General features: G+C 68.1%; 23 protein-coding genes. 10 read left to right on the forward strand and 13 right to left on the reverse strand.

What is annotated here, in order from left to right; all coding sequences use genetic code 11:
- Entirely contained in the window at positions 1 to 978 is a 978-nt protein-coding gene (locus AAHB17_RS13135; protein ID WP_342131048.1) for a LysR family transcriptional regulator, read from the forward strand.
- 19 nt (positions 979 to 997) lie between these two features.
- On the opposite strand, the gene AAHB17_RS13140 is transcribed toward AAHB17_RS13135, so the two are convergent.
- The 4 genes from AAHB17_RS13140 to AAHB17_RS13155 form a co-directional block, all read right to left on the reverse strand.
- The gene (locus AAHB17_RS13140) at positions 998 to 2,407 is read right to left on the reverse strand and encodes an aspartate ammonia-lyase (RefSeq protein WP_342131049.1); all 1,410 of its coding nucleotides are present in this window, start codon (positions 2,405 to 2,407) and stop codon (positions 998 to 1,000) included.
- A gap of 77 nt (positions 2,408 to 2,484) precedes the next feature.
- Positions 2,485 to 3,486, reverse strand: a complete 1,002-nt coding sequence (locus AAHB17_RS13145) for a tripartite tricarboxylate transporter substrate binding protein (protein ID WP_342131050.1) — start codon at positions 3,484 to 3,486, stop codon at positions 2,485 to 2,487.
- Between the two features lie 142 nt (positions 3,487 to 3,628).
- Positions 3,629 to 4,159, reverse strand: a complete 531-nt coding sequence (locus AAHB17_RS13150; RefSeq protein ID WP_342131051.1) for a prolyl-tRNA synthetase associated domain-containing protein — start codon at positions 4,157 to 4,159, stop codon at positions 3,629 to 3,631.
- A gap of 131 nt (positions 4,160 to 4,290) precedes the next feature.
- Positions 4,291 to 5,196, reverse strand: coding sequence for a LysR family transcriptional regulator (locus AAHB17_RS13155; protein WP_342131052.1), 906 nt, complete (start codon positions 5,194 to 5,196; stop codon positions 4,291 to 4,293).
- A gap of 167 nt (positions 5,197 to 5,363) precedes the next feature.
- Between AAHB17_RS13155 and AAHB17_RS13160 the strand changes: the two genes are divergently transcribed.
- From AAHB17_RS13160 to AAHB17_RS13175, 4 genes are read left to right on the forward strand one after another with little or no spacing between them, the layout of a single operon-like run.
- Positions 5,364 to 7,016, forward strand: a complete 1,653-nt coding sequence (locus AAHB17_RS13160) for an FAD-dependent monooxygenase (protein WP_342131054.1) — start codon at positions 5,364 to 5,366, stop codon at positions 7,014 to 7,016.
- A gap of 29 nt (positions 7,017 to 7,045) precedes the next feature.
- Entirely contained in the window at positions 7,046 to 8,014 is a 969-nt protein-coding gene (locus tag AAHB17_RS13165; protein WP_342131055.1) for a VOC family protein, read from the forward strand.
- Positions 8,015 to 8,049: 35 nt separating this feature from the next.
- Positions 8,050 to 8,913 (forward strand): fumarylacetoacetate hydrolase family protein, encoded by an 864-nt coding sequence (locus AAHB17_RS13170; RefSeq protein WP_342131056.1) that lies wholly within the window; start codon positions 8,050 to 8,052, stop codon positions 8,911 to 8,913.
- Between the two features lie 33 nt (positions 8,914 to 8,946).
- The gene (locus AAHB17_RS13175; protein ID WP_342131057.1) at positions 8,947 to 9,912 is read left to right on the forward strand and encodes a Bug family tripartite tricarboxylate transporter substrate binding protein; all 966 of its coding nucleotides are present in this window, start codon (positions 8,947 to 8,949) and stop codon (positions 9,910 to 9,912) included.
- A 5-nt stretch (positions 9,913 to 9,917) separates the two neighbouring features.
- Here the strand turns inward: AAHB17_RS13175 and AAHB17_RS13180 are convergent, their stop codons facing one another.
- From AAHB17_RS13180 to AAHB17_RS13190, 3 genes are all read right to left on the reverse strand, one after another.
- Positions 9,918 to 11,156: an FAD-dependent oxidoreductase gene (locus tag AAHB17_RS13180; protein ID WP_342131058.1), complete on the reverse strand. Its 1,239-nt coding sequence runs from the start codon at positions 11,154 to 11,156 to the stop codon at positions 9,918 to 9,920.
- Positions 11,153 to 11,506, reverse strand: coding sequence for a RidA family protein (locus AAHB17_RS13185; protein ID WP_342131059.1), 354 nt, complete (start codon positions 11,504 to 11,506; stop codon positions 11,153 to 11,155). The genes AAHB17_RS13180 and AAHB17_RS13185 overlap by 4 nt, the downstream gene beginning before the upstream one ends.
- 100 nt (positions 11,507 to 11,606) lie before the next feature.
- Entirely contained in the window at positions 11,607 to 12,518 is a 912-nt protein-coding gene (locus tag AAHB17_RS13190) for a LysR family transcriptional regulator (protein ID WP_342131113.1), read from the reverse strand.
- Between the two features lie 192 nt (positions 12,519 to 12,710).
- Between AAHB17_RS13190 and AAHB17_RS13195 the strand changes: the two genes are divergently transcribed.
- From AAHB17_RS13195 to AAHB17_RS13205, 3 genes are all read left to right on the forward strand, one after another.
- Positions 12,711 to 13,715 carry a Bug family tripartite tricarboxylate transporter substrate binding protein gene (locus AAHB17_RS13195; RefSeq protein WP_342131060.1) on the forward strand — a complete coding sequence of 335 codons (1,005 nt, stop codon included), beginning with the start codon at positions 12,711 to 12,713 and terminating at the stop codon, positions 13,713 to 13,715.
- A 151-nt stretch (positions 13,716 to 13,866) separates the two neighbouring features.
- Complete coding sequence (locus AAHB17_RS13200; RefSeq protein ID WP_342131061.1) at positions 13,867 to 15,399, forward strand: amidase; 1,533 nt, start codon at positions 13,867 to 13,869, stop codon at positions 15,397 to 15,399.
- 131 nt (positions 15,400 to 15,530) lie between these two features.
- Positions 15,531 to 16,970: an NAD-dependent succinate-semialdehyde dehydrogenase gene (locus AAHB17_RS13205; protein ID WP_342131062.1), complete on the forward strand. Its 1,440-nt coding sequence runs from the start codon at positions 15,531 to 15,533 to the stop codon at positions 16,968 to 16,970.
- 27 nt (positions 16,971 to 16,997) lie between these two features.
- On the opposite strand, the gene AAHB17_RS13210 is transcribed toward AAHB17_RS13205, so the two are convergent.
- Positions 16,998 to 17,474 (reverse strand): hypothetical protein, encoded by a 477-nt coding sequence (locus tag AAHB17_RS13210; RefSeq protein ID WP_342131063.1) that lies wholly within the window; start codon positions 17,472 to 17,474, stop codon positions 16,998 to 17,000.
- The gene (locus AAHB17_RS13215; protein WP_342131064.1) at positions 17,471 to 17,662 is read right to left on the reverse strand and encodes a hypothetical protein; all 192 of its coding nucleotides are present in this window, start codon (positions 17,660 to 17,662) and stop codon (positions 17,471 to 17,473) included. The genes AAHB17_RS13210 and AAHB17_RS13215 overlap by 4 nt, the downstream gene beginning before the upstream one ends.
- Positions 17,663 to 17,822: 160 nt before the next feature.
- On the opposite strand from AAHB17_RS13215, the gene AAHB17_RS13220 reads away from it, so the two are divergent.
- A complete protein-coding gene (locus AAHB17_RS13220) occupies positions 17,823 to 20,180 on the forward strand; it encodes a putative bifunctional diguanylate cyclase/phosphodiesterase (RefSeq protein ID WP_342131065.1) in 2,358 nt (785 codons plus the stop codon).
- A complete protein-coding gene (locus tag AAHB17_RS13225) occupies positions 20,177 to 21,085 on the forward strand; it encodes a phosphate/phosphite/phosphonate ABC transporter substrate-binding protein (protein ID WP_342131066.1) in 909 nt (302 codons plus the stop codon). Before AAHB17_RS13220 ends, AAHB17_RS13225 begins: the two co-directional genes overlap by 4 nt.
- 131 nt (positions 21,086 to 21,216) lie before the next feature.
- Here AAHB17_RS13225 and AAHB17_RS13230 read toward each other — a convergent pair whose 3' ends face one another.
- The 4 genes from AAHB17_RS13230 to AAHB17_RS13245 form a co-directional block, all read right to left on the reverse strand.
- Complete coding sequence (locus AAHB17_RS13230; RefSeq protein ID WP_342131067.1) at positions 21,217 to 22,536, reverse strand: tetratricopeptide repeat protein; 1,320 nt, start codon at positions 22,534 to 22,536, stop codon at positions 21,217 to 21,219.
- Between the two features lie 120 nt (positions 22,537 to 22,656).
- Positions 22,657 to 23,199: a gamma carbonic anhydrase family protein gene (locus tag AAHB17_RS13235; protein ID WP_342131068.1), complete on the reverse strand. Its 543-nt coding sequence runs from the start codon at positions 23,197 to 23,199 to the stop codon at positions 22,657 to 22,659.
- Between the two features lie 50 nt (positions 23,200 to 23,249).
- Positions 23,250 to 24,227 carry a Bug family tripartite tricarboxylate transporter substrate binding protein gene (locus AAHB17_RS13240; RefSeq protein WP_342131069.1) on the reverse strand — a complete coding sequence of 326 codons (978 nt, stop codon included), beginning with the start codon at positions 24,225 to 24,227 and terminating at the stop codon, positions 23,250 to 23,252.
- 35 nt (positions 24,228 to 24,262) lie between these two features.
- Complete coding sequence (locus AAHB17_RS13245) at positions 24,263 to 25,408, reverse strand: CaiB/BaiF CoA transferase family protein (protein WP_342131070.1); 1,146 nt, start codon at positions 25,406 to 25,408, stop codon at positions 24,263 to 24,265.
- Positions 25,409 to 25,425: the final 17 nt, after the last annotated feature.

Consider the following 25,425-nt stretch of genomic DNA (forward strand, 5'->3'; position numbering starts at 1 on the left):
ATGTCCGACATCCGACCCATCGACATGCAAGCGCTTCGGATCTTCCTGGCGACCGCGCAGGACTGCAACATGTCCAAGGCCGCTGAGCGGCTGGGCATCACGCAGTCCGCCGTTTCCCAATCGGTGCGCTTGCTGGAAGACAACTTTGGCACCCCGCTGCTCAACCGCTCGGCCAGGCCATTGACGCTCACGGCCGCCGGCCTGGCCTTGGTGAATCGGGGCGCCACCCTGCTCGATCAGGCCATGAACCTGCGAGGGGCCGTGATCGAGGCCAGCAAAGGCATCAAGCCGAATCTGCGCGTGGGCTTGGTGGATTCGTTCGCCGCCACCTGCGGCACACCGCTGGTGCAGCTGCTGCTGCGCGGCACCGCCCAACTGTCGGTGCGCACGGGATTGACACCCAACTTGGCCGAGGCGCTTGCCCGGCGCGAACTCGATCTGGTGATTTCCACGCGCAGCCTGGACATCGATGGCATGGCGAACCACCTGCTCCTGTCTGAGCGGTTCTTGGTCATCGCGCCCAAGGGACAGGCGCCGTGCCGAAGCGTGGCCGACCTCGTGAACCTGTCGAAGCAACTGCCCATCGTCCGCTTCAACGTCCAGTCGCACCTGGGGGAGCAGGTGGAGCGGGCGCTGCGCCGGGTGGGCATCAACCCCGCGCGGCGCCTGGAAGTGGAAACCGCTGACACGCTCACCTCGATGGTGGCCGGCGGGATCGGGTGGGCGATCACGACCCCTTTGTGTCTTCTCCAGGGCGCCCGGTCAGCGGCGGCTGTGCGCCTGGACTTCGTGCCTGATCTCAATGCGGAACGCAAGGTCTATCTGCACGTGCGCCAAGGCGAATATGACGAGCTGGGCAAGGAAACCTTTGAGCTGGCGGGTTCCCTGCTGGACGGGCATGTCCGAAACGAATTGAAGGCGATCAACCCGTCCTTGCCTGGCCTGATCCAGCTGCACCCCTGGACCGAGACGCCCTGAGAAGTCCAGGGCGCCTACTTCAGAACGCGGGCACGGAGGACTTTTGGATGGCCGCCAGGGTGTCTTCCCTGCTCAGGATCCCGGACTCGCCCAGGATCTCCACGAGCGATCGCTGCTCGGCCACGGACTGTCGGGCGAGCTGGCTGACCTTCGCGTAGCCGAGGCGGGGCACCAGCGCCGTGGCGACCGCCATGGACGCCAGCAGGTGGCTTTCGTTGCGCTCACGATCCGCCGTGATGCCCGCCACGCACTTGGTGTTGAAGCGCTGGATGCCTTGGGTCAACAGGTGGATGCTGTCGAAAACCCGCGATGCCACCACGGGCTCGAAGTGGTTGATTTCCAGTTCGCCGTATTGAACCGCCTGCGCAACGGTCACGTCGTTGCCCACCACCGCGAAGCTCAGCTGGATCATGGCCATGGGCAGGACCGGGTTGACCTTGCCGGGCATGATGGACGAGCCCGCCTGCGCTTCGGGGAGCCGCAGCTCTCCGAGGCCACCCACGGGGCCAGACGACAGCACCGTCAGGTCGGCCGCGATCTTGGCCAGGGCGGTCGCGCAGGTACGCAGTTCCGCCGACACCCGGGAGAACGTGTCCATGTTCTGCATCGCGTCGAACGGGTTGTCCGGCGCCACGTAGTGAACGCCCGTCAGCTCGGCCAAGTGCGCGTACACCGCCGCCCGATAGCCCTCGGGCGCGCCAAAGCCCGTGCCAATCGCGGTGCCACCCAAGGGCAGGGTCAGCAGCTTGTTGCGCACCGCCACCAGCTCGGCTTTCAGCCGATGGGTCAGGGCGGCATAGCCCTCGAACACATGGCCCAGGCGCATCGGTTGTGCGTCTTGCAAGCAGGTCCGGCCCAGGTGAAGGATGTCGAAGAAGGCTTTCGCCTTCGCATCGAAGGTGCTGGCCAGTTCGCCGAGGGCTTCGATCAGTGGCGCGAGCATTTCATAGATCGCGATTTTTTGCGCCGAGGGGTAGGCGTCGTTGGTGGACTGCGACCGGTTCACGTGGTCGTTGGGGTGCACCACGTCGTAAGAGCCGGCCGGACTGCCCAGGATCTCCTGCGCCCGGTTGGCGATCACCTCGTTGAAGTTCATGTTGGTGGAGGTGCCGCCCGAGCCTTCCATCAGGTCGACAATGAGCGAGTCCCTGAACCGGCCATCGACCAGGTCCTTGCAGGCCTGCGCGATCGCGTCGCACACGGGGGCCCCGATCACGCCGCGATCCCGGTTCGCCAGCGCGGCGGCCCATTTCACATGGGCGAAAGCCTTGACGAATTCGGCATGGTGGCCCACGGTCTGGGTGGACACCGACAGGTTGTCCCGTCCTCTCACACTGTTCACACCGTAGAGCTTGTCCCGAGGGATGGTGACCTCGCCAACGTAGTCCTTTTCGGTCCGTGAAGATGCAACGCCAGAAGACGTGTCCATGGCCGTTCCTTGTATGTTCATGATGGTCAATCGAATGCCCATGGCCGCAGCACATGCGCGTGTTGCGGCCCATCGGCTTATTGGGTCTTGATGCCGCGGTCCTGGACGATCTTGGCGAACTTATCGCGCTCTTTCTGGATGAAGACACCGACTTCGGCGGGCGATTTGGTGGCATCGGCCTCGATGCCGAGGTTCGCCAACTTCTCACGCACCTCGGGCGAGGACACCACTTCCCGCAAGGCCTTGTTCAAGGTGTCGATCACGTCCTTGGGCGTACCGGCAGCGGCCTGGATGGCTTCCCACTCCACCAGCTCGTAGTTGGCCAGGCCCGACTCCGCGACGGTCGGAACATGGGGAAAGGCCGCCACCCGCTTGCCGCTGGTCACGGCGATGGCGCGCACCTTGTTTTCCTTGGCGACACCGAGCGCGGCAGTGACCGTGGCCAGCATCATGGACACCTGGTTGCCCATCACGTCCACCAGCGCGGGGCCAGAGCCCTTGTATGGCACGTGGACCATGTCGACGCCGGCCATCGACAGGATCAGCTCGGAGGCGATGTGGCCCGCGCTGCCCGCGCCGTAGCTCGCATAGGACAGCGTGCCCGGTTGCGCCTTGGCCAGGGCGGCCACGTCGGACACCGTCTTGGCCGGCACCTGGTTGGGCGTCACCATGACCAGCGGGATGATGCCCAGCAGGGCCACGGGGGCAAAGTCCGTGGTGATGTTGTAGTTCAGCTTTTGCAGCGAGGGATTGATCGCGAAGGACGACTGCGCCGCGAGCAGCGTGTAGCCATCGGCCGGCTGGCTCTTGACGTACTGGGCGGCGATCACCGTGTTGGCGCCCGGCTTGTTGTCCACGATGACCGGCTGGCCCAGCTTCGTGCTCAGCGACGCGCCCAGCAGGCGTGCCGTGGCATCCGACGATCCGCCAGGTGGAAAGCCCACCACCAGGCGGATGGGCCGGTTGGGGTAGGGACCGGATGCCTGTGCATGGACCACCTGGGTGCCGGCCAGCAGGGCCAGCGCGGCGATGGCGAGAACTTGTCGGCGATAGGGATGGGCGATATTCAACGTGTTCATGAAATGTCTCCGGAATTGAGGGAAGGTCAGTTCGGCACAAAGTCGTTTTCAAAGGGCCGATGAAAGTTTAGGTGGGCTGCTTGTATGTATGAATGGTTCCGACCGCACCATAAGTCAGATTGATTGTTGGCGACAATATGGCTTATGCAGAAGAGCGCACGGTCGGAAGACGCATGGGCATATCCACATATTCCGCCATGTGACCGGTTGAGAGAAGGAATGTCTCCAGATCATCGCCACGGATGGAAATGGTCGACGTATTGGCCAGCGGATGAAATAGGAAAGTCTGGTTGTTGCGCAGGCTGCGGTCCATGAGCAGCCGCACTTTCTCCGGCCCCGTGTCGGCCACCAGGGCCAGCGGGCTCAGGGCACCGGGCTTCACATGCAGGATGTCCCGCATTGCCTCGGCCGGGCACATCGACAACCGGCCCGTGCCCAGGGCACGTCCCAGCGCGCCCAGATCGATGCCCGTGTCCGGCCCGGTGACAACAAGAAAGCGCTGGTTGCCCTTTTTGTCTTGCACCAGGAGATTCTTGCACCGGCTGCCTGAAAGGGTGGCGCCGAGCATGGCGGATTGCACGAGGGTGAAAACCGCTTTGTGAATGATTTCCTGGAATTCAATGCGAAGTTCGGCCAGGTATTCAAGAAGCTTTTCCCGATTCCATGTATTCAATATTTATCTCCTCAGGCACCATCTGGGCCATGTGGAGACGAATCGTAGGCAGAAGGGAAAGTACCGTCTATGAATGGCGATCAGGTATTAGTCATTTTGATGGCTGACCCATGCAACTCCGTGGCTTCGCCTCACCCGCCCACGCTGTCCATGTGCAGCACGGCGCGCCGCATCATGTCGCAGAAGTACTCGGCGGCGGGCGTGAGTGGCAGGCCGGCGCGCCTGATCAGGCACACCGGTGGCGCGGGCAGCAGCTCGCGCACGTGGATGGGCGCCACCTTGTCGCGCAGCAGGGGCGACATGATCCACTGCACTGGCGCCATCATCAGCAGGTCGGAATAGACCATGCCCACCAGGAAGCTCAGCGTCGAGTGCAGTTGCATCTTGAGCCGGGGGGCGGGCAGGCCGTGTTTGGCGAACAGCGGGCCCAGTTCGTCCTCGGCGATGTGGGTGATGGAGGTGGAGATCCACTCGGCCTCGATCAGGTCTTTCAGCGACCGCGCCTGCCCCAGCGGGTGGCCCTTGCGGCCCACGATCACGCGGGTGTTGTCGAACAGCTTTTCCACCAGCAGGTCGGCGCCCACGTCGGCCGGCGCCGGTCCGATGTAGCAGTCGACCCGGCTCTCCCTGAGATCCAGTTCGATGGTGGGGAAGACCGCATCGATGATGTCCATGGTCACATTCGGGTAGCGCTGGCGGAAGGGCCGAAGCGCGTTGGGCAGCAGGGCCAGGTGGGGCACGCTGGACAGTGCCACCGTCAGGCGGCCGTGGGTCTCGCCGCGCAGCTGGTCCAGCTCTTCCTGGGCCCGGCGCAGCTCGTTCTGCACGCTGCTGGCGCGGCGCAGGAAGACCTGGCCCATGGGGGTGAGCTGCACGCCGGTGCCGGTGCGCTCGAACAGCACCACGCCGAGTTCGCGTTCCAGCTCCTGGATGCTGCGGGTCATGGCCGGCTGCGAGCCACCGGTCTGCCGCGCCGCGGCACGCAGGCTGCCGCGCTCGGCCACGGCCAGGAAGTCGCGGATGGCGTTGAGTTTCATCGTGTCTCCTGTGCTCGCCCGGGTGGATGGCGTCGATTGATTGATCGCATTTTCACATCACATTCGGGAAATTGTCATCTTCCTGCATAGCCAGGGTGTTTTTACGATCAGCACCAGTTCGACGCAAAGCCCTTCGGCACCGCGTCATCGCGACAGGAGACAAGCCAATGAACACCACCTTGTTGGGCAGGAATGTGCTGATCGTGGGGGCCGGCCCGGTGGGCCTGGCGCTGGCGATCGAGCTGGGCCACCGCGGCATTTCGTGCCTGTTGATCGAGCGCAACGACCGCGTGGGCTACGCGCCCCGCGCCAAGACCACCAACGTGCGCACCCGCGAGCACTTCCGCCGCTGGGGCATTGCCGACACGCTCAAGGCGGCCTCGCCCCTGGGCACGGACTACCCGTCCAACGTGGTCTTCTGCACCCGGCTGGCGGGCCCCGAGATCACCCGTTTCGAGAACGCCTTCTACTGTGCGCCGGGCCGCAACCCGCTGTATTCGGAGCACTCGCAGTGGGTGCCCCAGTACACGGTGGAGGAGGTCATGCGTGCCCACGCCGAGACCTTGGCCGGGGTGGAAATCCGCTTCCGCCACGAGCTCAAGACCTTCGAGCAGGACGGCCAGCGTGTGCGCGCCGTGGTGCGCGATCTGGAGCGTGGGCGCGACTTCGACGTCGAAGCCGACTACCTGGTCGGGGCCGATGGCGCCCGCAGCCTGGTGCGCGAACTCATCGGCGCCAAGCTCGAGGGCACCTACGGTCTGTCCCGCAACTACAACGTGGTGTTCCGCGCGCCCGGGCTGGCTCAGGCCCACGCCCATGGCCCGGCCATCATGTACTGGCAGGTCAATGGTGACGCCCCCAGCCTGATCGGGCCCATGGACCGTGGCGACAAGTGGTTCTTCATGCCCACCGGCATCCGTGAAGGCTACAAGCTGGACCCCGCCGACGCGCCGGCACTGATCCGCCAGGCCACCGGCATCGACCTGCCCTACGAGGTCTTGTCCACCGACGAGTGGGTGGCCAGCCGCTTCCTGGGGGACAAGTACCGCGACCGCCGCGTCTTCCTGGCCGGCGACGCCTGCCACCTGCACCCGCCGTTTGGGGGCTATGGCATGAACATGGGCGTGGCCGATGGCGTGGACCTGGGCTGGAAGCTGGCCGCCGTGCTGCAGGGCTGGGGCGGATCGCGGCTGCTCGACAGCTACGAGCGCGAGCGCCGCCGGGTCCACGACATGGTGCTGGACGAGGCGGTGATGAACCACTCGATGCTGAGCAACCAGCTGTGGCAAGCCGGGCTGGACGCCGACAGCGACGCGGGCGCCGCCCTGCGCCGCGAGGCCGGCGCGCGCATCCAGACGGCCAAGATCCGGGAGTTCGCCACCCTGGGGGTGGTCAAGGGCTACCGCTACGAGGATTCGCCGGTGATCGTGCCCGATGGCAGTCCGGCGCCGGGCCACGACTTTCTCAACTACGTGCCTTCGTCGCGTCCTGGCGGCATCGCCCCACATGTGTGGATGCACGACGGCAGTTCGCTCTACGACCACTTCGGTCCCGGCTTCACGCTGATCGCTTCCAAGGACGCGCCCTCGGCCGCCGTGGAGCAGGTCCGCCTGCAGGCCCACAACGCCGGCGTGCCGCTGACCGTGATCCAGCCCAACGAGGCCGGTGTGGCGGAGCTGTACCCGCGCCGCTTCACCCTGGTGCGTCCCGATCAGCACGTGGCCTGGCGCGGCGACGCCTGGCCCCACGCCACGGTGGCGCTGTTCGAGCAGGTGTCGGGCCGTGCCAATGCCTTCGTGCCGGTGGCGGTCGCGGCTTGAGGCCGACGTCAATCCCAGGAGACATGGACATGGCCCCCAGCATTTTCCCCAGCCGCCGCCCTGGCGTGGTCGCCGTGCATTCGGTGGACCGCTTTGTGTTCACCGTGCCCGACCTGGCCGTGGCCCGGCGTTTTTACGAGGCCTTCGGACTGGACGTGCGCCAGCACGGCCAGCGCCTGGACCTCCACGCCTTCGGCCACCCGCATTGCTGGGCCTCCGTCTTCGAGGCCGGTGATCGCAAGCAATTGCGGTACCTGAGCTACGGCATCTTTGCCGATGACCTGCCGGTGTTCAAGGCGCGCATTCAGTCCTTGGGCCTTGCGGTCGAACCGCACCCACTCGCGGCGGGGCTGGAGCGCGGTGACAGCCTGTGGTTGCGCGATCCCGACGGCATCGCCACCCAGCTGGTGGTGGCGCCCAAGGTCTCGCCCTCGGCCAAGACCCAGCCCAGCCCGGTGGCCGCGGTGCCGGCCGGCGCGGGTGCGGCGCCCAGCCGCGGCCGCGTGGCCCAGGTGCGCCCGCGCTACCTGTCACACATCCTGCGTTTCACGCCCGACGTGCCCCGTCTGGTGGCCTTTGGGCACGAGGTGCTGGGCCTGCGCCTGGCCGACCGCTCGGGCGAGGTGATCGCCTTCACCTACACCCCCCACGGCAGCGACCACCACCTGGTGGCCTTCGCCAAATCGCACGCCCCCGGCCTGCACCACAGCAGCTGGGACGTGGGCAGCGTCAACGAGGTGGGCCTGGGCGCCGAGCAGATGCGCGACGCCGGCTGGGGCCAGGGCTGGGGCGTGGGACGCCACGTGCTGGGGTCCAACTACTTCAACTACGTGCGCGACCCCTGGGGCAGTTTCTGCGAGTACTCGTGCGACATCGACTTCGTGCCCGCCGATCTGGACTGGCCCGCCGCCGACCACGCGCCGCAGGACGCGCTCTACGTCTGGGGGCCCGCCGTGCCCGACGACTTCATCACCAACCACGAGCAGCCTGCTGCTTGACCGGATTTCAAACGCACCACCGAAAGAGACACACCATGAGACTGATTGCCTTCAAGAACACCCGCGGCCAACCCGCACTGGGCGCCCGCGTGGGCGATGAGCTGATCGACCTGACCGCACTGGGCCTGCCGGCCTCGCTGGACGAACTGCTGCGCCAGGGGGATGCCGGCTTGTCCGCCGCGCGTGCCGCCATTGCCAGCGCCGGTCCGGCGCAGCGCCGTCCGTTGGCCGGCATCACCTACCTGCCGCCGGTGCTCAATCCCACCAAGGCCTTTGCCATCGGCCTGAACTACGTCGACCACGCCACCGAAAGCAAGTTCGAGGCGCCCAAGTTCCCCGTGATCTTCCACCGCTACCCGTCGTCGTGGGTGGCCCACGACCAGGCGCTGGTGCGCCCGCACATCTCGAACCAGTTCGACTACGAAGCCGAGCTGGTGGCGGTGATCGGCAAGGGCGGCCGCTACATCAGCAAAGAGAAGGCGCTGGAGCACGTGGCCGGCTACAGCCTGTTCAACGACGGCTCGGTCCGCGACCACCAGTTCCGCTCCAACCAGTGGATGATGGGCAAGAACTTCGACGACAGCGGCAGCTTCGGCCCCGAGTTCGTCAGCGCCGACGAACTGCCCGTCGGCGCGGTGGGCCTGCAACTGCAGTGCCGGCTCAACGGCGAGGTGCTGCAGAACGCCAACACCCGCGACATGATCTTCGACATCGCCACCCTGGTGGCCGCCTGCTCCGAAGCCATGGCCCTGCTGCCGGGCGACATCATCATCACCGGCACCCCGGCCGGTATCGGCCTGGCCCGTTCGCCGCAGGTGTTCATGAAGCCGGGCGATGTCTGCGAGGTCGAGGTCGAGGGTGTGGGCATCCTGCGCAACACCGTGGTCGACGAACGCTGATTCCATCTCACCCCACAACACGGAGACAAACACATGAAGACCATCCAATACCTCGCCGCCCTGGCCCTGGTGGCCAGCACTGGCGCCATGGCCCAGTTCGCGCCCAGCTCGGCGGTCAAGATCAGCAGCGTGTTCCCCACCGGCAGCGGGCCCGACGTGGTGGCGCGCGTGGTGGCCGAGAAGCTGCAGGGCCGCTGGGGCCAGCCGGTGATCGTGGACGCCAAGCCCGGTGGCGCCGGCGCCGTGGCCATCAACGGCATGAAGGGCGCGGCCCCCACGGGCAACGACCTGGTGGTGGTGGACGTGGGCAACCTGTCCATCAACCCCCTGATTTTCAAGAAGCTGTCCTACGACCCCCAGGCCGACCTGGTGCCCGTGGCCTTGTTGTACAAGACCGCGTTTTTCGTGGCCGTGGCCGCCGACAGCCCGTTCAAGACCTACAAGGACCTGATGGCCGCCGCCGCGCACAAGAACGCGCCGCTGCGCTACGGTTCCAACGCCGTGGGTGGTCCCATCCACCTGGGTTCGGCCCGACTGGAAACCGCCATGGGCACCGAGATGCTGCACGTGCCCTACAGGGAGACCTCACAGCTCTACGCCGCCGTGGCCACGGGCGAGATCCACTGGGCCTACGGCAGCGTGGCCACGGCCGGCGGCCTGGTGCGAGGCAACCGCCTGCGTTTCCTGGCGGTGGCCGACACCCGGCGCTCGCCCGCCATGCCCGAGGTGCCGACGCTGGAAGAGGCCGGTGGCCCCAAGGGACTGGACGCCCTGACCTGGGTCGCCCTCATGGCGCCCAAGGGCACGCCCGCGCACGTGGTGGCCGACATCAACAAGGCCGTCAACGACGCCTTGTCCCAGAACGACGTGAAGGAGAAGATGGCCAGCTTCGGCTTCGCCATCAGCACCGGCCCGGCGCAGCAGGTCGCCGACCTCATGAGCGCCGATCGGGCGAACTACGCCGATGTGCTCAAGCGGGTCAAGGTGAGCATCGATTGAAACGCTCAGCCAAACCGCGTCGGCGCGTAGGGCAGGGGATCGACCACCGGCGTGGCGCCTTCGATCAGGTCGGCCAGCAGGCGGCCACACACCGGCCCGAGGGTGAAGCCCTGATGGGCATGGCCGAAGTTGAACCACAGGCCCCGGTGGCGCGGCGCTGCACCCATCACGGGCAGCATGTCGGCCGTGCAGGGGCGCGCGCCCAGCCAGGGCGTGTCTTCCACCGGCTCGGGCAGGTCGACCAGTTCGCTTGCCAGCGCGTGCGCGCGCTCCAGCTGCACCGGCGTGGGGGGCGCGTCCAGTCGCGCGAACTCGGCGCCGGTGGTGATGCGCACGCCCTGCTGCATGGGCACGATAACCAGCCCGCGGTCGGCGTCCAGCATGGCCAGGTGCGGCGCCTCGCCGCCCCGGTAGTGCCGGTGGTAGCCGCGCTTGACGAACAGCGGATAGCGGTAGCCCAGCGAGCGCACCAGCGGGTCCGACCAGGGTCCCAGCGCCACCACCGCGTGTTCGGCGTCGATCGCACCCTGTTCGGTGTCCACCTGCCAGCCGCTGGCGCTGGCGCGCAGGCTGCCAGCGTCGCCGCGCACGATGTGCCCACCTTCGCGGGTGAACAAGGCCGCATAGCGGCTCACCAGTTCGCCCGGGTTGCTCACGGCCCAGCTGTCCTTCCAGTGGACGGCGCCCGCCAGCCGCCGGCGCAGCGCCGGTTCGGCCGCCGCCAGGGCGTCCGGGTCCAGTTCGGCGTGTTGCAGCCCGTGCGACTGCGCCAGGGCGCGCGCGCGTTCAACGCCTTGCACATAGGACGCCGCCTCGCGGTACACAAACAGAAAGCCGTCGTGCCGCACCAGGTCGGAAGCGCCGGCGCGCTCGATCAGGGGCGCGTGTTCGGCGGTGCAGTGTTCGATCAGGCGGGCGTGGGCCTGGGCGATCACCGCGTGCCGTGCGGGCTGGGAGTTGGCGAAGTAGCGGGCCAGCGGGCCGGCCACGCCGGGCAGGGCGCCCAGGTGGTAGTTGACGTCGACGCCGCGCTTGAAGGCCGCGCGCGCCAGCGTGGTGGCATCGCGCGGAAACGGGTAGGGCTCCACCGCCTCGCGCTGGATCAGGCCGGCGTTGCCGTAGGAGGTTTCGCGCCCGGGCTCGCGGCGGTCGACCAGGGTGACGGCATGGCCGCGCAGCGCCAGCTGCAGGGCCGTGCAGGTGCCGATCATGCCGGCACCGAGGACCAGCACCTGGCGCTTCATGCGCGGGCGCGCGCCACCACGGTCAGCTCCAGGCGCGCGACGGGCAACATGAGGTCGGCGCGCACCGTGGTCCGCACCGGGTAGGGCGCCGTGAAGCGGCTGGCGTAGACGCGGTTGAAGGCGGCGAAGTCCTCGGCGTGGGTGAGGTAGGCGGTGACCGAGACGATGTCGTTCAGCCCCAGGCCCTGGGCGTCCAGCGTGGCCGCGATGCGGTCCAGCGTCAATGTGGTCTGTGCTTCGATGCCTTCCGGGATGGCGCCGTCGGCGCCGAGCGGCAGTTCGCCGGCGAGAAACACGAGCTCGCCGCTGGCGCGGACCTTGGAGAACGGAAGCGTGGGGGTCTGTGTCATGGTGGGTCCTTGGATGAGGCCTGATTATTTCCCGGTCGAGCGTGGCGTCCTACGGGTAAAAAATGAAAACTGCGTTGCGATGAAAGCAACGCATCCGCCTTCAGCCCTCGCGCGCCAGGGCATCGCGCAGGTGGTTGATGAAGGCGCGCGCGGCGTCGGGCAGGTGGCGCCCGGCCAGGGACTGCACCTCGAAGTGCCGCTCGTTCATCTCGCGGTCCCGCAGCGGCACGGCGCGCAGGGCGCCGCTGGCCAGGTGCTGGCGCAGCGCCGTTTCACCGCAGAAGGTGATGGCCTGGGTGCCGATCACGTAGTTGACCAGGGGGTAGAGGTGGGTGCTGGTGACCACCGGCTCCAGGTGCAGGCCCTGCCGGCTGCAGCTGATGTCCAGCAACTGGCGCAGGGTGGAGGCCGGCGCCGGCAGGGCCAGCGGGTAGGCCAGCACCTGGGTCAGCGAGAGCTGGCGCTTGAGGGCCAGCGGGTGTTTCGCGGCCATGACCGCCAGCACCGGCGCGGGGTGGCGCAGTTCGACCTCCAGCCCACGTTCGGAGGAGAGGCTCACGGTGACGCCGATGTCGGCCTCGCCCTCGCGCACGCGGCGCACCACCTCGGACTGCACACACATGTCGAGCAGGAACACGATGCCCGGGCGCTGGGTCTGGAACTGGGCGATCAGCGTGGGCAGGAACTCGTAGGCAAATCCCTCGGTGGCGGCGATGCGCACCTGCCCGACGCGCAGCCCGCGCAGAGCCAGGATGTCCTCGGTCACGCGCTCGATGTCCAGCCAGGTGCGCCGGGCGTGGGCGGCCAGCAGTTCGCCCGCCGAATTGAGCACCATGCCACGTGCGCGGCGGTCGAACAGCAGGGTGTCGAGTTCGCGCTCCAGGCGGGCGATCTGGCGGCTCACGGCCGAGGGCGCCACGTCCAGGCGGGCGGCGGCCTCGGTCACCGAGCCGGCGTGCACTACCTCCATGAAATAGCGCAGGGCCATTTCCTGCAAGACGCGCTGGTTGATCTGCCTGGCCACGGCACTGTGGGTGATGCGGCGCGTCGAATCGGGTCGGGAACGGGTGCTCATAGGGGTTGGAAGCTTAGCCATGGATTGCGTCAGGCGCAACGCAACGTTCATGGTGTTGACGTTGCTGCATTGGCCGTAGCTTTTTAGCATGGACCCACCCACCGCCCCTTCCTCCACCCAGTCCCTGCCATGCACATCCATCTGCCCACGCTCTCCTCGCGCCGCGCCTTCGTGTCGGCGGCCTGTGCCCTTGCCGCCTTGTCCGCCGGCATGGGGCCGGTCCTGGCCCAGGAGGCCTACCCGGCCCGGCCCATCACCATCGTCGTTCCGTTTCCGCCAGGGGGCAGCGCTGACACCGTGAGCCGCCTGGTGGGCAAACGCATGTCGGATGTGCTGGGCCAGTCGGTGGTCATCGACAACCGCCCGGGCGCCGGCACGGCCGTCGGCGCGGGTTTCGCGGCCAAGGCGCCGGCCGACGGCTACACGCTGTTCGTCAGCTCGGGCTCCACCTTCACCGTGAACCCGGCGTTGCGCCCCAACCTGCCCTACGACGCGGTCAAGAGCTTCGATCCCATCGGCATCGTCGGCCGCATCCCGCTCATCGTGCTGGCCAACAAGAGCGTGCCAGCGAGCAACGTCAAGGAGTTCGTGGCCGCCATCAAGGCCGCGCCCGGCGCCCTGACCTACGCATCATTTGGCAGCGGCACCACCTCGCATTTCACGGCCGAGATCGTGCTGCAGGCGGTGGGCGGCAAGATGCTGCACGTGCCCTACAAAGGCAGCGCGCCCGCCATGACCGACCTGATCGGTGGCCAGGTGGCGTTTTCGGTGGACACCGTGACCGCGGCCCTGCCACAACTCAAGGCCGGCAAGATCAAGGCCATCGCGGTGACGACCGCCAAACGGTCCTCGCAGCTGCCCGATGTGCCCACCTTTGCCGAGGCCGGCTACCCCGATGTCAACGCCGACACCTGGATCATGATGGTTGCGCCCAAGGGCACGCCCGACGCGGTGCGCGCCAAGCTGGAAAAGACCCTGGCCGGCATCGTCACCGATCCCGCCACCAAGACCGCCCTGCAGGCGCAGGGCGTGGAGCCGATCTACGGCAACGCCAAGGCATCGGTCGAACAGATCGACAAGGAGCTGCCGCTGATGCGCGCCGTGGCCCGCCGCGCCAACATCCAGGCAGATTGAACGGGAACACCCCCGTCGCTTGCCCACTGCGTGTGGCCGCATCCCCCCTCAAGGGGGCGACACCAGCCGTCCGGCGAAGCCGGCCCGGCGGTGTCCCCCGGTGGGGAGGTTGGGCGGTCTGCCTTGACCTCCATTGATTTTTTCTTCTGCCATGGCTGCTCTGTCACCCAACTCCCTCGTCGAAACCTCCGCCGTCGAGCTGCGTCGCCTGATCGGCGCGCGCCAGCTCTCGCCGGTCGAACTGCTCGATGCCTGCATCGAGCGCATCGAGCGCGTCAACCCCTTCGTCAATGCGGTGACCGCCACCTGTTTCGAGCGCGCCCGGGTGGAGGCCCGCGCCGCCGAGCAGGCCGTGATGCGCGGTGACACGCTGGGCCTGCTGCACGGCCTGCCGATGGGCGTGAAGGACCTGGAGCCCACCGCCGGCCTGCTGACCACCTTTGGCTCGCCCGCCTTCCGTGGCCACGTGCCCGAACACGACATCGAACTGGTGGCGCGGCTGCGGCGCGCTGGCGCCATCGTGGCGGGCAAGACCAATGTGCCCGAGATGGGCGCGGGCGCCAATTCGCGCAACCCGGTCTGGGGCGCCACCGGCAACCCCTTCAATCCCAACCTGAACGCGGGCGGCTCGTCCGGCGGTTCGGCCGCGGCCCTGGCCTGCGACATGTTGCCCGTGTGCACCGGCTCGGACACCGGGGGCTCGCTGCGCATCCCGGCGGCCAAGTGTGGCGTGGTGGGTTTCCGGCCATCGCCTGGCGTGGTGCCCAGCGTGCGCAAGCTGCTGGGCTGGACGCCGATTTCGGTGGTCGGCCCGATGGGGCGCACGGTGGAAGATGCCTGCCTGCAGCTCGCGGCCAGTGCCGGCATGCACGCCGGCGACCCCTTGAGCTACCCGCTGGACCCGTCGGTCTTCCTGCGGCCGGCCGCCGCCGACCTGGGCCGCCTGCGCGTGGCCTGGACCACCGACTTCGGTGTCTGCGACGTGGACCCGGACATCCGCGCCACCTTCGCGGCCAAGATCGCCGCGATGAAGCACCTGTTCGCGCGCTGCGACGAGGTGCGCTTCGACCTGGGCGATGTGCACCGCTGCTTCGACGTGCTGCGCGCCGAGGCCTTCGTGGCCGGCGCGCGCGAGGCCTACGAAAAGGACCCGGACAGCCTGGGCGTGAACCCACGCGCGAACTACGAGATCGGCATGAAGATGAGCCTGCTCGACAGCGCCTGGGCGCAGGCCGAGCAGACCCGCATCCTGCAGCGCTTCCAGTCCACCTTCGCCGACTACGACCTGGTGCTGTCGCCGACCACGCCGGTGTCGCCCTTCCCCTGGACCGAACCCCATGCCCGCGTGGTGGGCGGCCAGCCGCAGGCCAACTACTACCGCTGGCTGGCGCTGACCTATGTGGTCACCCTGACCACCCACCCGGCGATCAGCCTGCCCTGCGGCACCGACCAGCGGGGCATGCCCTTCGGGCTGCAGGTGGTGGGGCCATTTCGGGGCGATGTACAGGTGCTGTCGGCCTCGCTCGCGCTGGAAAAGGCCTTTGCCGACGACCCGGTGCTGCGGCGCCCGCGCCCCGACCTGGCGGCGCTGCGCCGGCCCGATCCGGCGCTGGACAGCATCGTCACCGCGCCGCCGCTGCTGCAGGGCAGGGCTGGCGCGGCCGAGGGCAGTTCGGTCGTCTGACGGATCCTGGGTATCGACGCCTGTCGGACGCGGGCGGTCATAGCCACACACCGGTGCAGGGGGCCAGCTGGTAGTACAGTCGGCCGTTTTCTCGCCGACATCCCCAGGACCCCGTCAGAAAGACCTCTTCCATGACCTACCCCAACACCCAGCTGTTCATTGACGGGCAGTGGCAGGACGCCGAAGGCGGCCGCACGCTCGCCGTCTTCAACCCCGCCACCGGCCAGGAAATCGGTCGTGTGGCCCACGCCAGCAAGGCCGACCTGGACCGTGCCCTGGCCGCCGCCCAGAAGGGCTTCGAAACCTGGCGCGACATGACCGCGGCCGAGCGCAGCAAGCTCATGCGCCGCGCTGCTGGCCTGATGCGCGAACGCGCCGAAGCCATCGGCCGCCTGATCACGCAGGAACAGGGCAAGCCCCTGGCCGAAGGCAAGGGCGAGGCGCTGGCCGCTGCGGACATCATCGAATGGTTCGCCGAGGAGAGCTTCCGCATCTACGGCCGCATCGTGCCCGCGCGCGGCGGCCTGCACGTGCGCCAGATGGTGCTGAAGGATCCAGTGGGCCCGGTGGCGGCCTTCACGCCCTGGAACTTCCCCATCAACCAGGTGGTGCGCAAGGTGGCGGCGGCGCTGTGCGCTGGCTGCTCGATGCTGGTGAAGGCGCCCGAGGAAACCCCGGCCGGCCCGGCCGCGCTGATCCAGGCCTTCCATGACGCCGGCCTGCCCGGCGGCGTGCTGGGCCTGGTCTATGGCAACCCGGCCGAGATCTCCAGCTACCTGATCCCGCACCCCGTCATCCGCAAGATCACCTTCACCGGCTCCACCCCGGTGGGCAAGCAGCTGGCGGCTCTGGCCGGCCAGCACATGAAGCGCGTGACCATGGAGCTCGGCGGCCACGCGCCGGTGATCGTCTGCGAGGACGCCGACATCGCCCTGGCCGTCAAGGCCGCGGGCGCGGCCAAGTTCCGCAACGCCGGCCAGGTCTGCATCTCGCCCACCCGCTTCCTGGTGCACGAAAGCATTGCCCGCGACTTCGCCAGCGCGCTGGCGCAGCACGCCACCGGCCTGAAGGTGGGCGACGGCCTCGCCGAGGGCACGCAGATGGGTCCGCTGGCCAACCCGCGCCGCCTGACGGCCATGGCCGAGTTCACGAAGGACGCGGTCGAGCGTGGCGCCACCCTGGTGTCGGGCGGTTCGCGCATCGGCGACGCCGGCAACTTCTGGCAGCCCACCGTGCTGGCCGACGTGCCACTGGACGCCCGCGTGTTCAACGACGAGCCTTTCGGGCCCATGGCCGCGATCCGCCCGTTCAACACCCTGGACGACGCGATCAAGGAAGCCAACCGGCTCGACTTCGGCCTGGCCGGCTATGCCTTCACCCGCTCGCTCAAGAACGCCGATCTGCTGGCGCGCAAGGTGGAGGTGGGCATGCTCTGGATCAACCAGCCGGCCACACCCTCGGCCGAACTGCCCTTCGGCGGCATCAAGGATTCGGGCTACGGCTCCGAAGGCGGCCCGGAGGCGGTGGACGCCTACCTGAACGCCCGCGCGGTGTCGATCACCAACGTCTGAGCATCGCCGCGCACCACGTCCGCGCGGTCAGCCCGCGGCGGCGTGGCGGGCCGCCACCTGGGCCCACCAGCGCTCGAAGCCATCGGCCAGCGGGCCGCGCAGCGCGGCCCAGTCCTGCAGCACGGTGAAGTGGTCGGCCTGGGGCACCTCGATGCATTGGCTCCAGTGCCCCTGCGCCTGCCAGCGCTGGTGCATCCGCGTGTTCTGCGCCAGAAAGGCCGGCGTTTCGGCGCCCCCCACCCGCCACACCGCCGGCACACCCGTCGCGCCCACCTGCGATAGCGTGGATTGGGCGCGCGCGGACCCGGTATCCAGCCGGAGACGCTGGTTCAGCGTGGTGTCGAGCAAGGGGGCCAGGTCGTAGATGCCGCTGATGGCCCACACGCCATCGACGCGGGCGGGGTCGGTCGTGGCCAGCGCGGCGTTGCGCAGGCCCAGGCCGCTGGCCCGGTGTGCGCCCGCCGAATGGCCGGCCACGGCGTCCACCAGCTGGTTCAGGGTCACGTCCGGACAGCCGCCGCAAAAAAATCGAAGACCTGCCGGGGGTGGGGACCATAAGGCCGGTCGAGCGCCGCGTGGGCTTGTCGCGCCACGGCGTCGCTGTCCTGCTGGTATTGCGCCAGCAGCGTCGCGCAACCCGCGCGGCCCTGACCTTCAACGTACTGAAACTGGTGGTCATCGGCGCGCTGCATGTGAGGTCCCTTTGGGTGTGAGCGGGGCCAGCGTACACGATGCGCGACACGCGGCACGGCGGGGCCTCCGTGTCCACGAGGCAGGCCTTGCGCGTTCACACCGTTGTCATCGAAATGACACGCGAAAGGAAAAGAATAGGGTTTTTACTTATCGCGACGTGTGACTAAGAACGCATCAGACAGTGGTCCACTTCGTGCCGAACTGTTCCAGCCGCCCTGGCGGCCCTCGCTGATCAGGATCAGCCTGGTGCTGGCGGTGGCCGCGCTGACCGTGATCTGGGCCGGCGTCTGGCACCGCACGCAGTCCGAGCGGCAGGCGCTCGAAGCCAACGCACTGGCCCAGCAGCGCGGCGTGGCCGTGATCTTGTCGGAGAACCTCACCCAGGTGGTGGACCGCGGCCGATTGATCGCCATCGCGGCATCGGCCTGGTTCGAGGACCCGCAACCGGACGCCATCCATCGCCTGGGGGGCATGCTGGCCGCCGACCAGGCCTTTCTGCGCGGTGTGCTTTACGACGCGGCGCTCAAGCCGCGCTTCCAGTCGTCACCCCTGTTCGAGGGCGCCGATTTCATGCAGCAGCTGCGGCAGGCGGTGGGCCGCCTTCACACCCCTGGCGGTTCGTCGGTCGAATTCGTGGGCGACCCGACACGCCGGTCCGATCGTTGGGACGTGCCGCTGGTGCTGCCGGTCTTCGAGCCGGGTGGCGCCGTGCGCGGCTACCTTCTGCTCAGCCTGGACCTGGGCTACCTGTTGAGCCTGTACCGCGACGTCGAGCTCGGACCGTCGGGCTCCATCCATGTGCTGGCGCGCGATGGCACCGCCGTGGCGGAAGCGCGCCCGGAGGGTTTGTCGGGCCCGCGCAAGCTGCGCCAGATGGCCGATATCGCCGCCAGCCCGTCCGTCGATGGCCACCTGACGCTGGACATGCGCGGCGACGGTGATACACAGCTCTCGGTGTTCCGGCGCTCGGACCGAACACCGTTCACCGTGGTCGTGAGCCGTGGCCGCGACGACATCCTGGGCGCCCACACGCGCTTCAGCCTGGGTGTCTGGATCACGCTGTGCGCGCTCACGGCGGTGCTGGTGCTGGTCGCCTGGGTGTGGTTGCGCAGCCTGCGGCGACAACAGTCGCTGATCAACGCCCTGAGCCGTTCGGACCACGAAAAACACGGCCTGATCGTGCTGTTGGAGGACGAAAAATCGCGCGCGCTGACGCTCGCGTCCTTCGATCATCTGACAGGGCTGAACAACCGCCGCATGTTCAACGAGCTGGCGGCGAGCCACCTGGCCGCGGCGCGGCGCAGCAAGAAGCACTACGCGCTGCTGTACTTCGACCTCGACCGCTTCAAGCTGATCAACGACTCCCTGGGGCACCACGTGGGTGACCTGCTGCTGCAGGCGGTGGCCGATCGCCTGCGCGAGAACGTGCGCAGCAGCGACATCGTCGGCCGCATGGGCGGGGACGAGTTCGCGGTGCTGATCACCGGGGTCGAGAACGTGGCCGACATCGACGTGATCGCCGCCAAGCTGGTGGCCGAGATCAGCCGGCCCTACCCGGCCCTCGATGGCCATGAGGTGCATGTGACGCCCAGCATCGGCATCGCCTTCTTTCCGCGCGATGGCCACGACATCACGGTCTTGTGCCGCAACGCCGACGCGGCGATGTACCAGTCCAAGCGGGCGGGGCGCGGCCGCTACACCTACTACGACGCGGCGATGAATCCGTCGGGCTCGCGCAGCCTGACGCTGGAGCGCCAGCTGCCGCGCGCCATCGCCGATGGCGAACTGGTGCTGCACTTCCAGCCCAAGGTCCAGCTCAGCGACATGCGCATCGTCGGGCTGGAGGCATTGGTCCGCTGGCGACACCCCGAATTCGGGCTGGTGTACCCGGGCGAGTTCATCGCGCTGGCCGAGGCGTCCGGGTTGATCGCCGAGCTGGGCGACTGGGTCATGGCGGCGTGCTGCTCGCAGCTGGCGGCCTGGAAGTCGCAAGGGCTGCCGACCGTGCCGGTCGCCTTCAATGTCTCGCCCCACCAGTTGCGCGACGAGCAGGTGGTGCAGCGCATCGCTTCGCTGCTGGACCAGCACGGCCTGACGGCGCAGGACATCGAGATCGAAATCACCGAGAGCTGCCTGGTCGAGCCCATCGACGTGGCGGTCCGGGTGCTGGGCCGGCTGGAAGCCATGGGGCTGCGCATCGGGCTCGACGACTTTGGCAGTGGCTTCTCCAGCCTGAGCCAGGTGCGCCACCTGCCCATTCATAAGCTCAAGATCGACCGCTCCTTCGTCAACGACCTGCGCAGCAGCAACGACGTGGGTGTGATCGTCACCTCCATCATCACGCTGGCGCACAACCTGGGCATGCGCGTGGTGGCCGAGGGGGTGGAGTTGATGGACCAACTCCTGTACCTGAAGACCGCCAATTGCGATGAGGTGCAGGGCTATTTTCTCAGCCGGCCCGTGGGTGCGGACGACACAGCACGCCTGTTGCAACACGGACACGTCCACCCCCAATGAGTCACCGCTGGCACCGGCAATGGACACGCATGGTGGGGGCCTTGTGCTTGGCATTGGTTCCGGTGTGGGGCTGGGCGTCGGCCTGCGAGGACCCGCGGCCGCTGCGCATGGCGCTGATCCCCAAGTCCAACGTCCAGCAGCAGCGGATCGCCCTCGTGCCTTTGTTGCGTGCACTCGAACTCGCGCTGCAACGGCGGGTCGAGGTGGGTCTGTTTCCGTCCTACGGCGCCGTCATCGAAGGCTTGCTGAGCGACGCCGTCGACGTGGCCGAGCTGGGGCCCGCCTCGTATGCGTTGCTGATGGACCGCGAGGCGTCAGCGGTGGCACCGTTCGCCGCGCTGTCCGGCCGCGACGCCACCGAGCCGGGCAAGGTGGGGGCCTACCATTCGGTGCTCATCACACGCAAGCGCTCCGGCCTGGCCACGCTGCGCCAGCTGAAGGGCCGGAGCGTCGCCCTCACGGACCCGGCCAGCACCTCAGGCGCGCTGCTGCCGCGTTCGGGCATGCGCCAGCTGACCGGCTTGCCGCTGGACGCCTACTTCTCGCGGGTCAGTTACGCCGGCTCGCACGACCGGGCGATTCTCGCGCTCCACTCCGGGCGGGTCGACGCCGCATTCGTCTCCACCAACCGGCTCGACGACGCGGTGCGCAAGGGCGTGCTCGATGGCGACGACATCACCGTGGTCTGGCGTTCGCCCCCGGTGCCGACCGACCCTTTTGTCCTTCGCAACCGCCTGTGTCCCGGCGTCGCGGCGGCCATTCGCGAGGTGTTCCTGAATCCCCAACCGGGCTATGCCGCGATGTTCCAGGGCCTGGATGCCGGCCCGTTCGTGGCGGTGAGCGACCTCGACTACCAAGGGGTTCGGAACCTGCTCGCCAGGGACAAGGACGCGCCCCGCCAGTGATGGGCGCTTGTCCCCCGTTGAGGTGCCCAAAGCTGTGGACAAGCGTGGGCACAAGTCCGCCAGGCCGCGCCGTTGCTGGCGTGGCGGGACATGCCTGAAAAACAGGCATCACAAGCTTGGGGCGCTTCTGCTCAGTGCAGCGCCGACGCGCGTGTCGCCCACGCGCTGTTGACCGGGCTCAGCGGCTTCCAGACCTGCCGCTCCGCGACAAAGGCCTCCGCCAGCGACCGGTCGCCCAGGCGGATCGCGGCTTCGGTCAAGGTCCAGGACAGCACATCGCGTTGCGCGTGGCTGCCGCCAAAGCGGTTGGCCTTGGCGCGCAGCGGCAGCAGCCGGTCGATCGCGCCCGCGTGGTCACCGCGTCCGAAGGCCGCGAAACCTTCACAGGCCGGCACGCCGATTTCGCGGCTCATCATCGCGTTGCTGCCCGTGCCCGACGCGGCACGCCTGACCGCCGCCAGCAGGCGCGCCTGCGCCTCGCCGTCGGCCGCGCCCACGAAGGCCATCATCGCGTTGGCGTCATTGAAGGCATAACACGCATCGTCCACGCGCGTGAGCCACTTCTCGCGCAGCTCAAGCCACCGGTCGCCCACATCGTGGCCCAGCAGGAACAGCCGCCACAGCAGGGCCGAGCCATCGATCAGTTCCAGTGCTTGCCCGAATCCGCCGGCGCCGATCTGGGTGTCGAAGAGGGCCAGCGCCGCGTCAGCGTCGCCGGCATCGAGGTAGAACAGCGCCTGGTGCCACCACAGGTGAAACGCGAACAGGCTGGTGGGGGCCCAGTCGTCGGCGCTTCGCGCGAGGAAGTTGACACCTTCCTGGGGCCGGCCCTCCATTTCCATGACGTGGGTGACGGCATGGACCGCCCAGGCGTCCTGCGGGTTCAGGGCCACCGCCTCCAGGCCACGCGCCTCGGCCCGGGCGTACTCGCCGGCTTCCTCCAGGCCAAAGGCGTGCATGCCCAGCACAAAACCGTAGCCCGGCACACCGCGGTCCCAGCGCGGCAGGACCCGGCCGACCCGGTCGCGCAGCATGCAGGATGAGCCGAGGTAGAAGTCCCCGAGGTGCGCGAACTGAAGCGCCAACAGGTCGCGGGGGCAGGCCATCGACACCCGGCCCCAAGCTTCGGTCGCCCGTTCCCAGTCGCCATCGAGCCAGGCCCGTACGGCCGCGATGTGCCCGCGTTCCCGGTCGTTGGCCTGTGGTGCCAAGGCCTCGGCGGCCACGACACTGCGGATCAGTTCGGGTTCGAAGGCGCGGTCGGTGGCGGTGGCCAGCAGGCCTGCGCGAAAGGCGTGCGCCATCGCGAAGCCCGGGTGTTCGGCGATGACCGCATCGACGGCGACCAACGGGTCCGCCTGGTAAGCGTGCAGCAGGTCAAACGCCTGATCCAGCGCGTCGACCGCTGGCCGATGGGGGTATGACACCGGGTTGTCCCGCTTGTCTCGCATGGCCGACCTCCTGAGGCTGGACAGCAAAAAAAGGCCTGGAACGCGGACTGTACGCCGAGGTGCGTGGGCTTGCCAAGCGCTTGACCCCCGCGCGCACTCAGCGCCGTGCCGCTGTTGCGTTCAGCGTGGTGTGGCAGGAGGTGCAACGGGCTTCAAACACTGGGCGAAGCGCCGCGCATTGGCCCTGTAGTGGGCGGCGCTGTCGTGCAGGCCCTGGATCTGCGCCGCGCTCAGCTCGCGCTTGACCACGGCGGGACTGCCCACGATCAGGCTGCCGTCGGGGAAAACCTTGCCTTCTGTCACCAGTGCGCCGGCACCCACCAGGCAGTTCTTGCCGATCCTGGCGCCGTTGAGCACCACCGCGCCAATCCCGATCAGCGACCCATCGCCAATGTGGCATCCGTGCAGCACCACCTTGTGGCCCACGGTCACGTTCTCGCCAATGGCCAGCGGCGAGCCGGCGTCTGAGTGCAGCACCGAGGCGTCCTGGATGTTGCTGCCGGCGCCAATGGTCATGGGTTCGTTGTCGGCCCGGATGACCGCGCCAAACCACACGCTGGCCTGGTCACCCAGTTGCACCTGTCCCATGACCTGGGCGGAGTCGGCCACCCAGACATCGGCGCCACATTGGGGGGCGTGCCCGTCGATTTCATACAGCGCCATGGCGGTGGCCTTTCTTGTCAGGTGGACGGATGGGCTGCTGGCCGCCTGGGTCAGTCGATCTTGATGTTGGCCTTGGTGACCAGGCGTGCGTAGCGGGCTTGCTCCGTCTTGAGGAAGTTGGCGGCGGCGTCCGGAGTGGTCGGGTTGATGACGTTGTCCTGTTTGGCCATGCTGGCTTTCACATCCGCGTCGTTGAAGGCGGCCACCACGGCGTCGTGCAGGCGCTTGACCTGGGCGGCGGGCAGGCCCTTGGGGCCGATCATGGCGAACCAGCCGGCCACGTCCACGTCGGGGAAGCCCTGTTCGGCGACGGTGGGCACGTCGGGCAGGGAAGGCACGCGCTGTTTGCCCATGACGCCGATGGCCTTGAGCCGGCCCGAGGCGAGGTGGCCCTGGGCGGCGGCCACGGCGGCGACACCGAACTCGACCTGGCCCGACATGATGTCGGTCAGCATGGGGCCCATGCCTTTGTAGGGGATGTGCTGCACCTGCACGTCCAGCGCGTCGACAAACATCTCGCCGGCCAGGTGGATGATGGTGCCGTTGCCCGACGAGGCCATGTTGAACTGGCCCGGTTTGGCCTTGATGAGGACCTGCAACTCCTTGGCGCTCTTGACCGGCACCTTGGCCGGGTTCACCACCAGCACGAAGGGCGATCCGCCCACCACGGTGATGGGTGTGATGTCGTTCAGGCTGTCGTAGGGCAGGCTCTTGAACACGCTCGGGTTGACCGAGTGGTTGTTGGAGATGAAGGCCACGGTGTTGCCGTCGGGCGCGGCCTTCACCAGCGCCTGGGTGCCGGTGATGCCGCCGGCGCCGGGCAGGTTCTCGATCACCACAGGCTGCCCGCCCAGGGCCTTGGACAAGGCGATCTGCGCGGCGCGCACGATGGTGTCCACGCCCGACCCCGCGCCCACGGGCAGGATCACGCGCAGCGGGGTGGCGGGCGCCTGGGCGTGGGCGGTGGCCGCGCCCAACAACGCGGCGGCGGCAAGGGTCAAGGCGGTGCGGCGGGTGAGGGTATTCATGTGTGTCTCCGTTGTTTGTGAGGAAGCGATGCGGGTCAGGCCACGTTCAGCGCGCCCAGCACCTCGTCGGTGTGTTCGCCCACCTTGGCCAGCGGGTGGCGCACGCCGGGGCGGCGTCCGCCCATGAGCAGGGGCAACAGGACCACCTGGGTGGTGCCGCCGGTGTCGGTTTCCATGGGTACCAGGCCACCGCTGGCAATGAGGTGCTCGTCCTGCACCAGTTGGTCGGGGCGCACCACCTTGGCGTAGGGCAGGCCAGCGGCCTGCAGCTGGCCACACAGGGTGTCCAGTTCGTGGTGCCGCAGCGTCTCGCCCAGCTGTTGCAGCAGGGCCGGGCGCACCGCCACGCGCTGGGCGTTGGTGGCCAGGGCCGGGTCCGTGGCGAGGTCGGAGCGTTGCAGCACCTCGCACAACACCAGGAACTGCTTGTCGCTCACGGCGCCGATGAACAGCTGTTCGCCACCGGCCACGCTGAAGGTGTCGTACACGCTCCAGGCCGAGACGCGCGAGGGAAACGGCGGTGGCACCTCGCCCGTCATCTGGAACTGCTGCATGTGCTGGGACGCCAACAGGGCGCAGTTCTCGAACAGGGCGCTCTGGATCTCCTGGCCTTGCCCGGTGCGCTCGCGCTCGCGCAGCGCGGCCAGCACACCGATGGCGCCGAACATGCCGCCCATGATGTCGTTGACCGAGGTGCCGGCGCGCAGCGGGCGGCCCACCGGGCCGGTCATGTAGGTCAGGCCCGCCATGTTCTGCACCACCTCGTCCAATGCCAGGCGGTTCTCGTACGGGCCGGGCAAAAAGCCTTTGTGCGACACGTAGATGAGTTGCGGGAACAGGGCCTTGAGCGCGTCAAAGCCCAGGCCCAGCTTGTCCATCAGGCCGGGGCGGAAGTTCTCCAGCAGCACGTCGCTCTGGCCAATCAGCTCCTTGGCGGCGGCCAGGCCTTCGTCGGTGTGGATGTCGAGCACCACGCTCTTCTTGTTGCGGTTGAAGCTGCGGAAGAAACCGATGCCCAGGCCGGGCAGGTTGCGCGTCTTGTCGCCGCCCGGTGGTTCGATCTTGATGACCTCGGCGCCGAGGTCGGCCAGGATCATGCCGCAGGTCGGGCCCATGACCATGTGGGTGAATTCGACGACGCGCACGCCTTCGAGGGGCAGGCCGGTGGAGGTGGGGTTCATGGGGTGTCCAGTCAAGA

It is taken from the genome of Hydrogenophaga sp. OTU3427, from assembly GCF_038440225.1.
Taxonomy (GTDB): Bacteria; Pseudomonadota; Gammaproteobacteria; order Burkholderiales; family Burkholderiaceae_C; genus Hydrogenophaga.

Bases quoted from the DNA above. Each gene is read 5' to 3' on its own strand.
- AAHB17_RS13135 (WP_342131048.1), top strand. From the start codon at position 1: ATGTCCGACATCCGACCCATCGACATGCAAGCGCTTCGGATCTTCCTG.
- AAHB17_RS13140 (WP_342131049.1), bottom strand. From the start codon at position 2,407: ATGGACACGTCTTCTGGCGTTGCATCTTCACGGACCGAAAAGGACTAC.
- AAHB17_RS13145 (WP_342131050.1), bottom strand. From the start codon at position 3,486: ATGAACACGTTGAATATCGCCCATCCCTATCGCCGACAAGTTCTCGCC.
- AAHB17_RS13155 (WP_342131052.1), bottom strand. From the start codon at position 5,196: ATGAAACTCAACGCCATCCGCGACTTCCTGGCCGTGGCCGAGCGCGGC.
- AAHB17_RS13160 (WP_342131054.1), top strand. From the start codon at position 5,364: ATGAACACCACCTTGTTGGGCAGGAATGTGCTGATCGTGGGGGCCGGC.
- AAHB17_RS13165 (WP_342131055.1), top strand. From the start codon at position 7,046: ATGGCCCCCAGCATTTTCCCCAGCCGCCGCCCTGGCGTGGTCGCCGTG.
- AAHB17_RS13170 (WP_342131056.1), top strand. From the start codon at position 8,050: ATGAGACTGATTGCCTTCAAGAACACCCGCGGCCAACCCGCACTGGGC.
- AAHB17_RS13175 (WP_342131057.1), top strand. From the start codon at position 8,947: ATGAAGACCATCCAATACCTCGCCGCCCTGGCCCTGGTGGCCAGCACT.
- AAHB17_RS13180 (WP_342131058.1), bottom strand. From the start codon at position 11,156: ATGAAGCGCCAGGTGCTGGTCCTCGGTGCCGGCATGATCGGCACCTGC.
- AAHB17_RS13185 (WP_342131059.1), bottom strand. From the start codon at position 11,506: ATGACACAGACCCCCACGCTTCCGTTCTCCAAGGTCCGCGCCAGCGGC.
- AAHB17_RS13195 (WP_342131060.1), top strand. From the start codon at position 12,711: ATGCACATCCATCTGCCCACGCTCTCCTCGCGCCGCGCCTTCGTGTCG.
- AAHB17_RS13200 (WP_342131061.1), top strand. From the start codon at position 13,867: ATGGCTGCTCTGTCACCCAACTCCCTCGTCGAAACCTCCGCCGTCGAG.
- AAHB17_RS13205 (WP_342131062.1), top strand. From the start codon at position 15,531: ATGACCTACCCCAACACCCAGCTGTTCATTGACGGGCAGTGGCAGGAC.
- AAHB17_RS13215 (WP_342131064.1), bottom strand. From the start codon at position 17,662: ATGCAGCGCGCCGATGACCACCAGTTTCAGTACGTTGAAGGTCAGGGC.
- AAHB17_RS13225 (WP_342131066.1), top strand. From the start codon at position 20,177: ATGAGTCACCGCTGGCACCGGCAATGGACACGCATGGTGGGGGCCTTG.
- AAHB17_RS13230 (WP_342131067.1), bottom strand. From the start codon at position 22,536: ATGCGAGACAAGCGGGACAACCCGGTGTCATACCCCCATCGGCCAGCG.
- AAHB17_RS13235 (WP_342131068.1), bottom strand. From the start codon at position 23,199: ATGGCGCTGTATGAAATCGACGGGCACGCCCCCCAATGTGGCGCCGAT.
- AAHB17_RS13240 (WP_342131069.1), bottom strand. From the start codon at position 24,227: ATGAATACCCTCACCCGCCGCACCGCCTTGACCCTTGCCGCCGCCGCG.
- AAHB17_RS13245 (WP_342131070.1), bottom strand. From the start codon at position 25,408: ATGAACCCCACCTCCACCGGCCTGCCCCTCGAAGGCGTGCGCGTCGTC.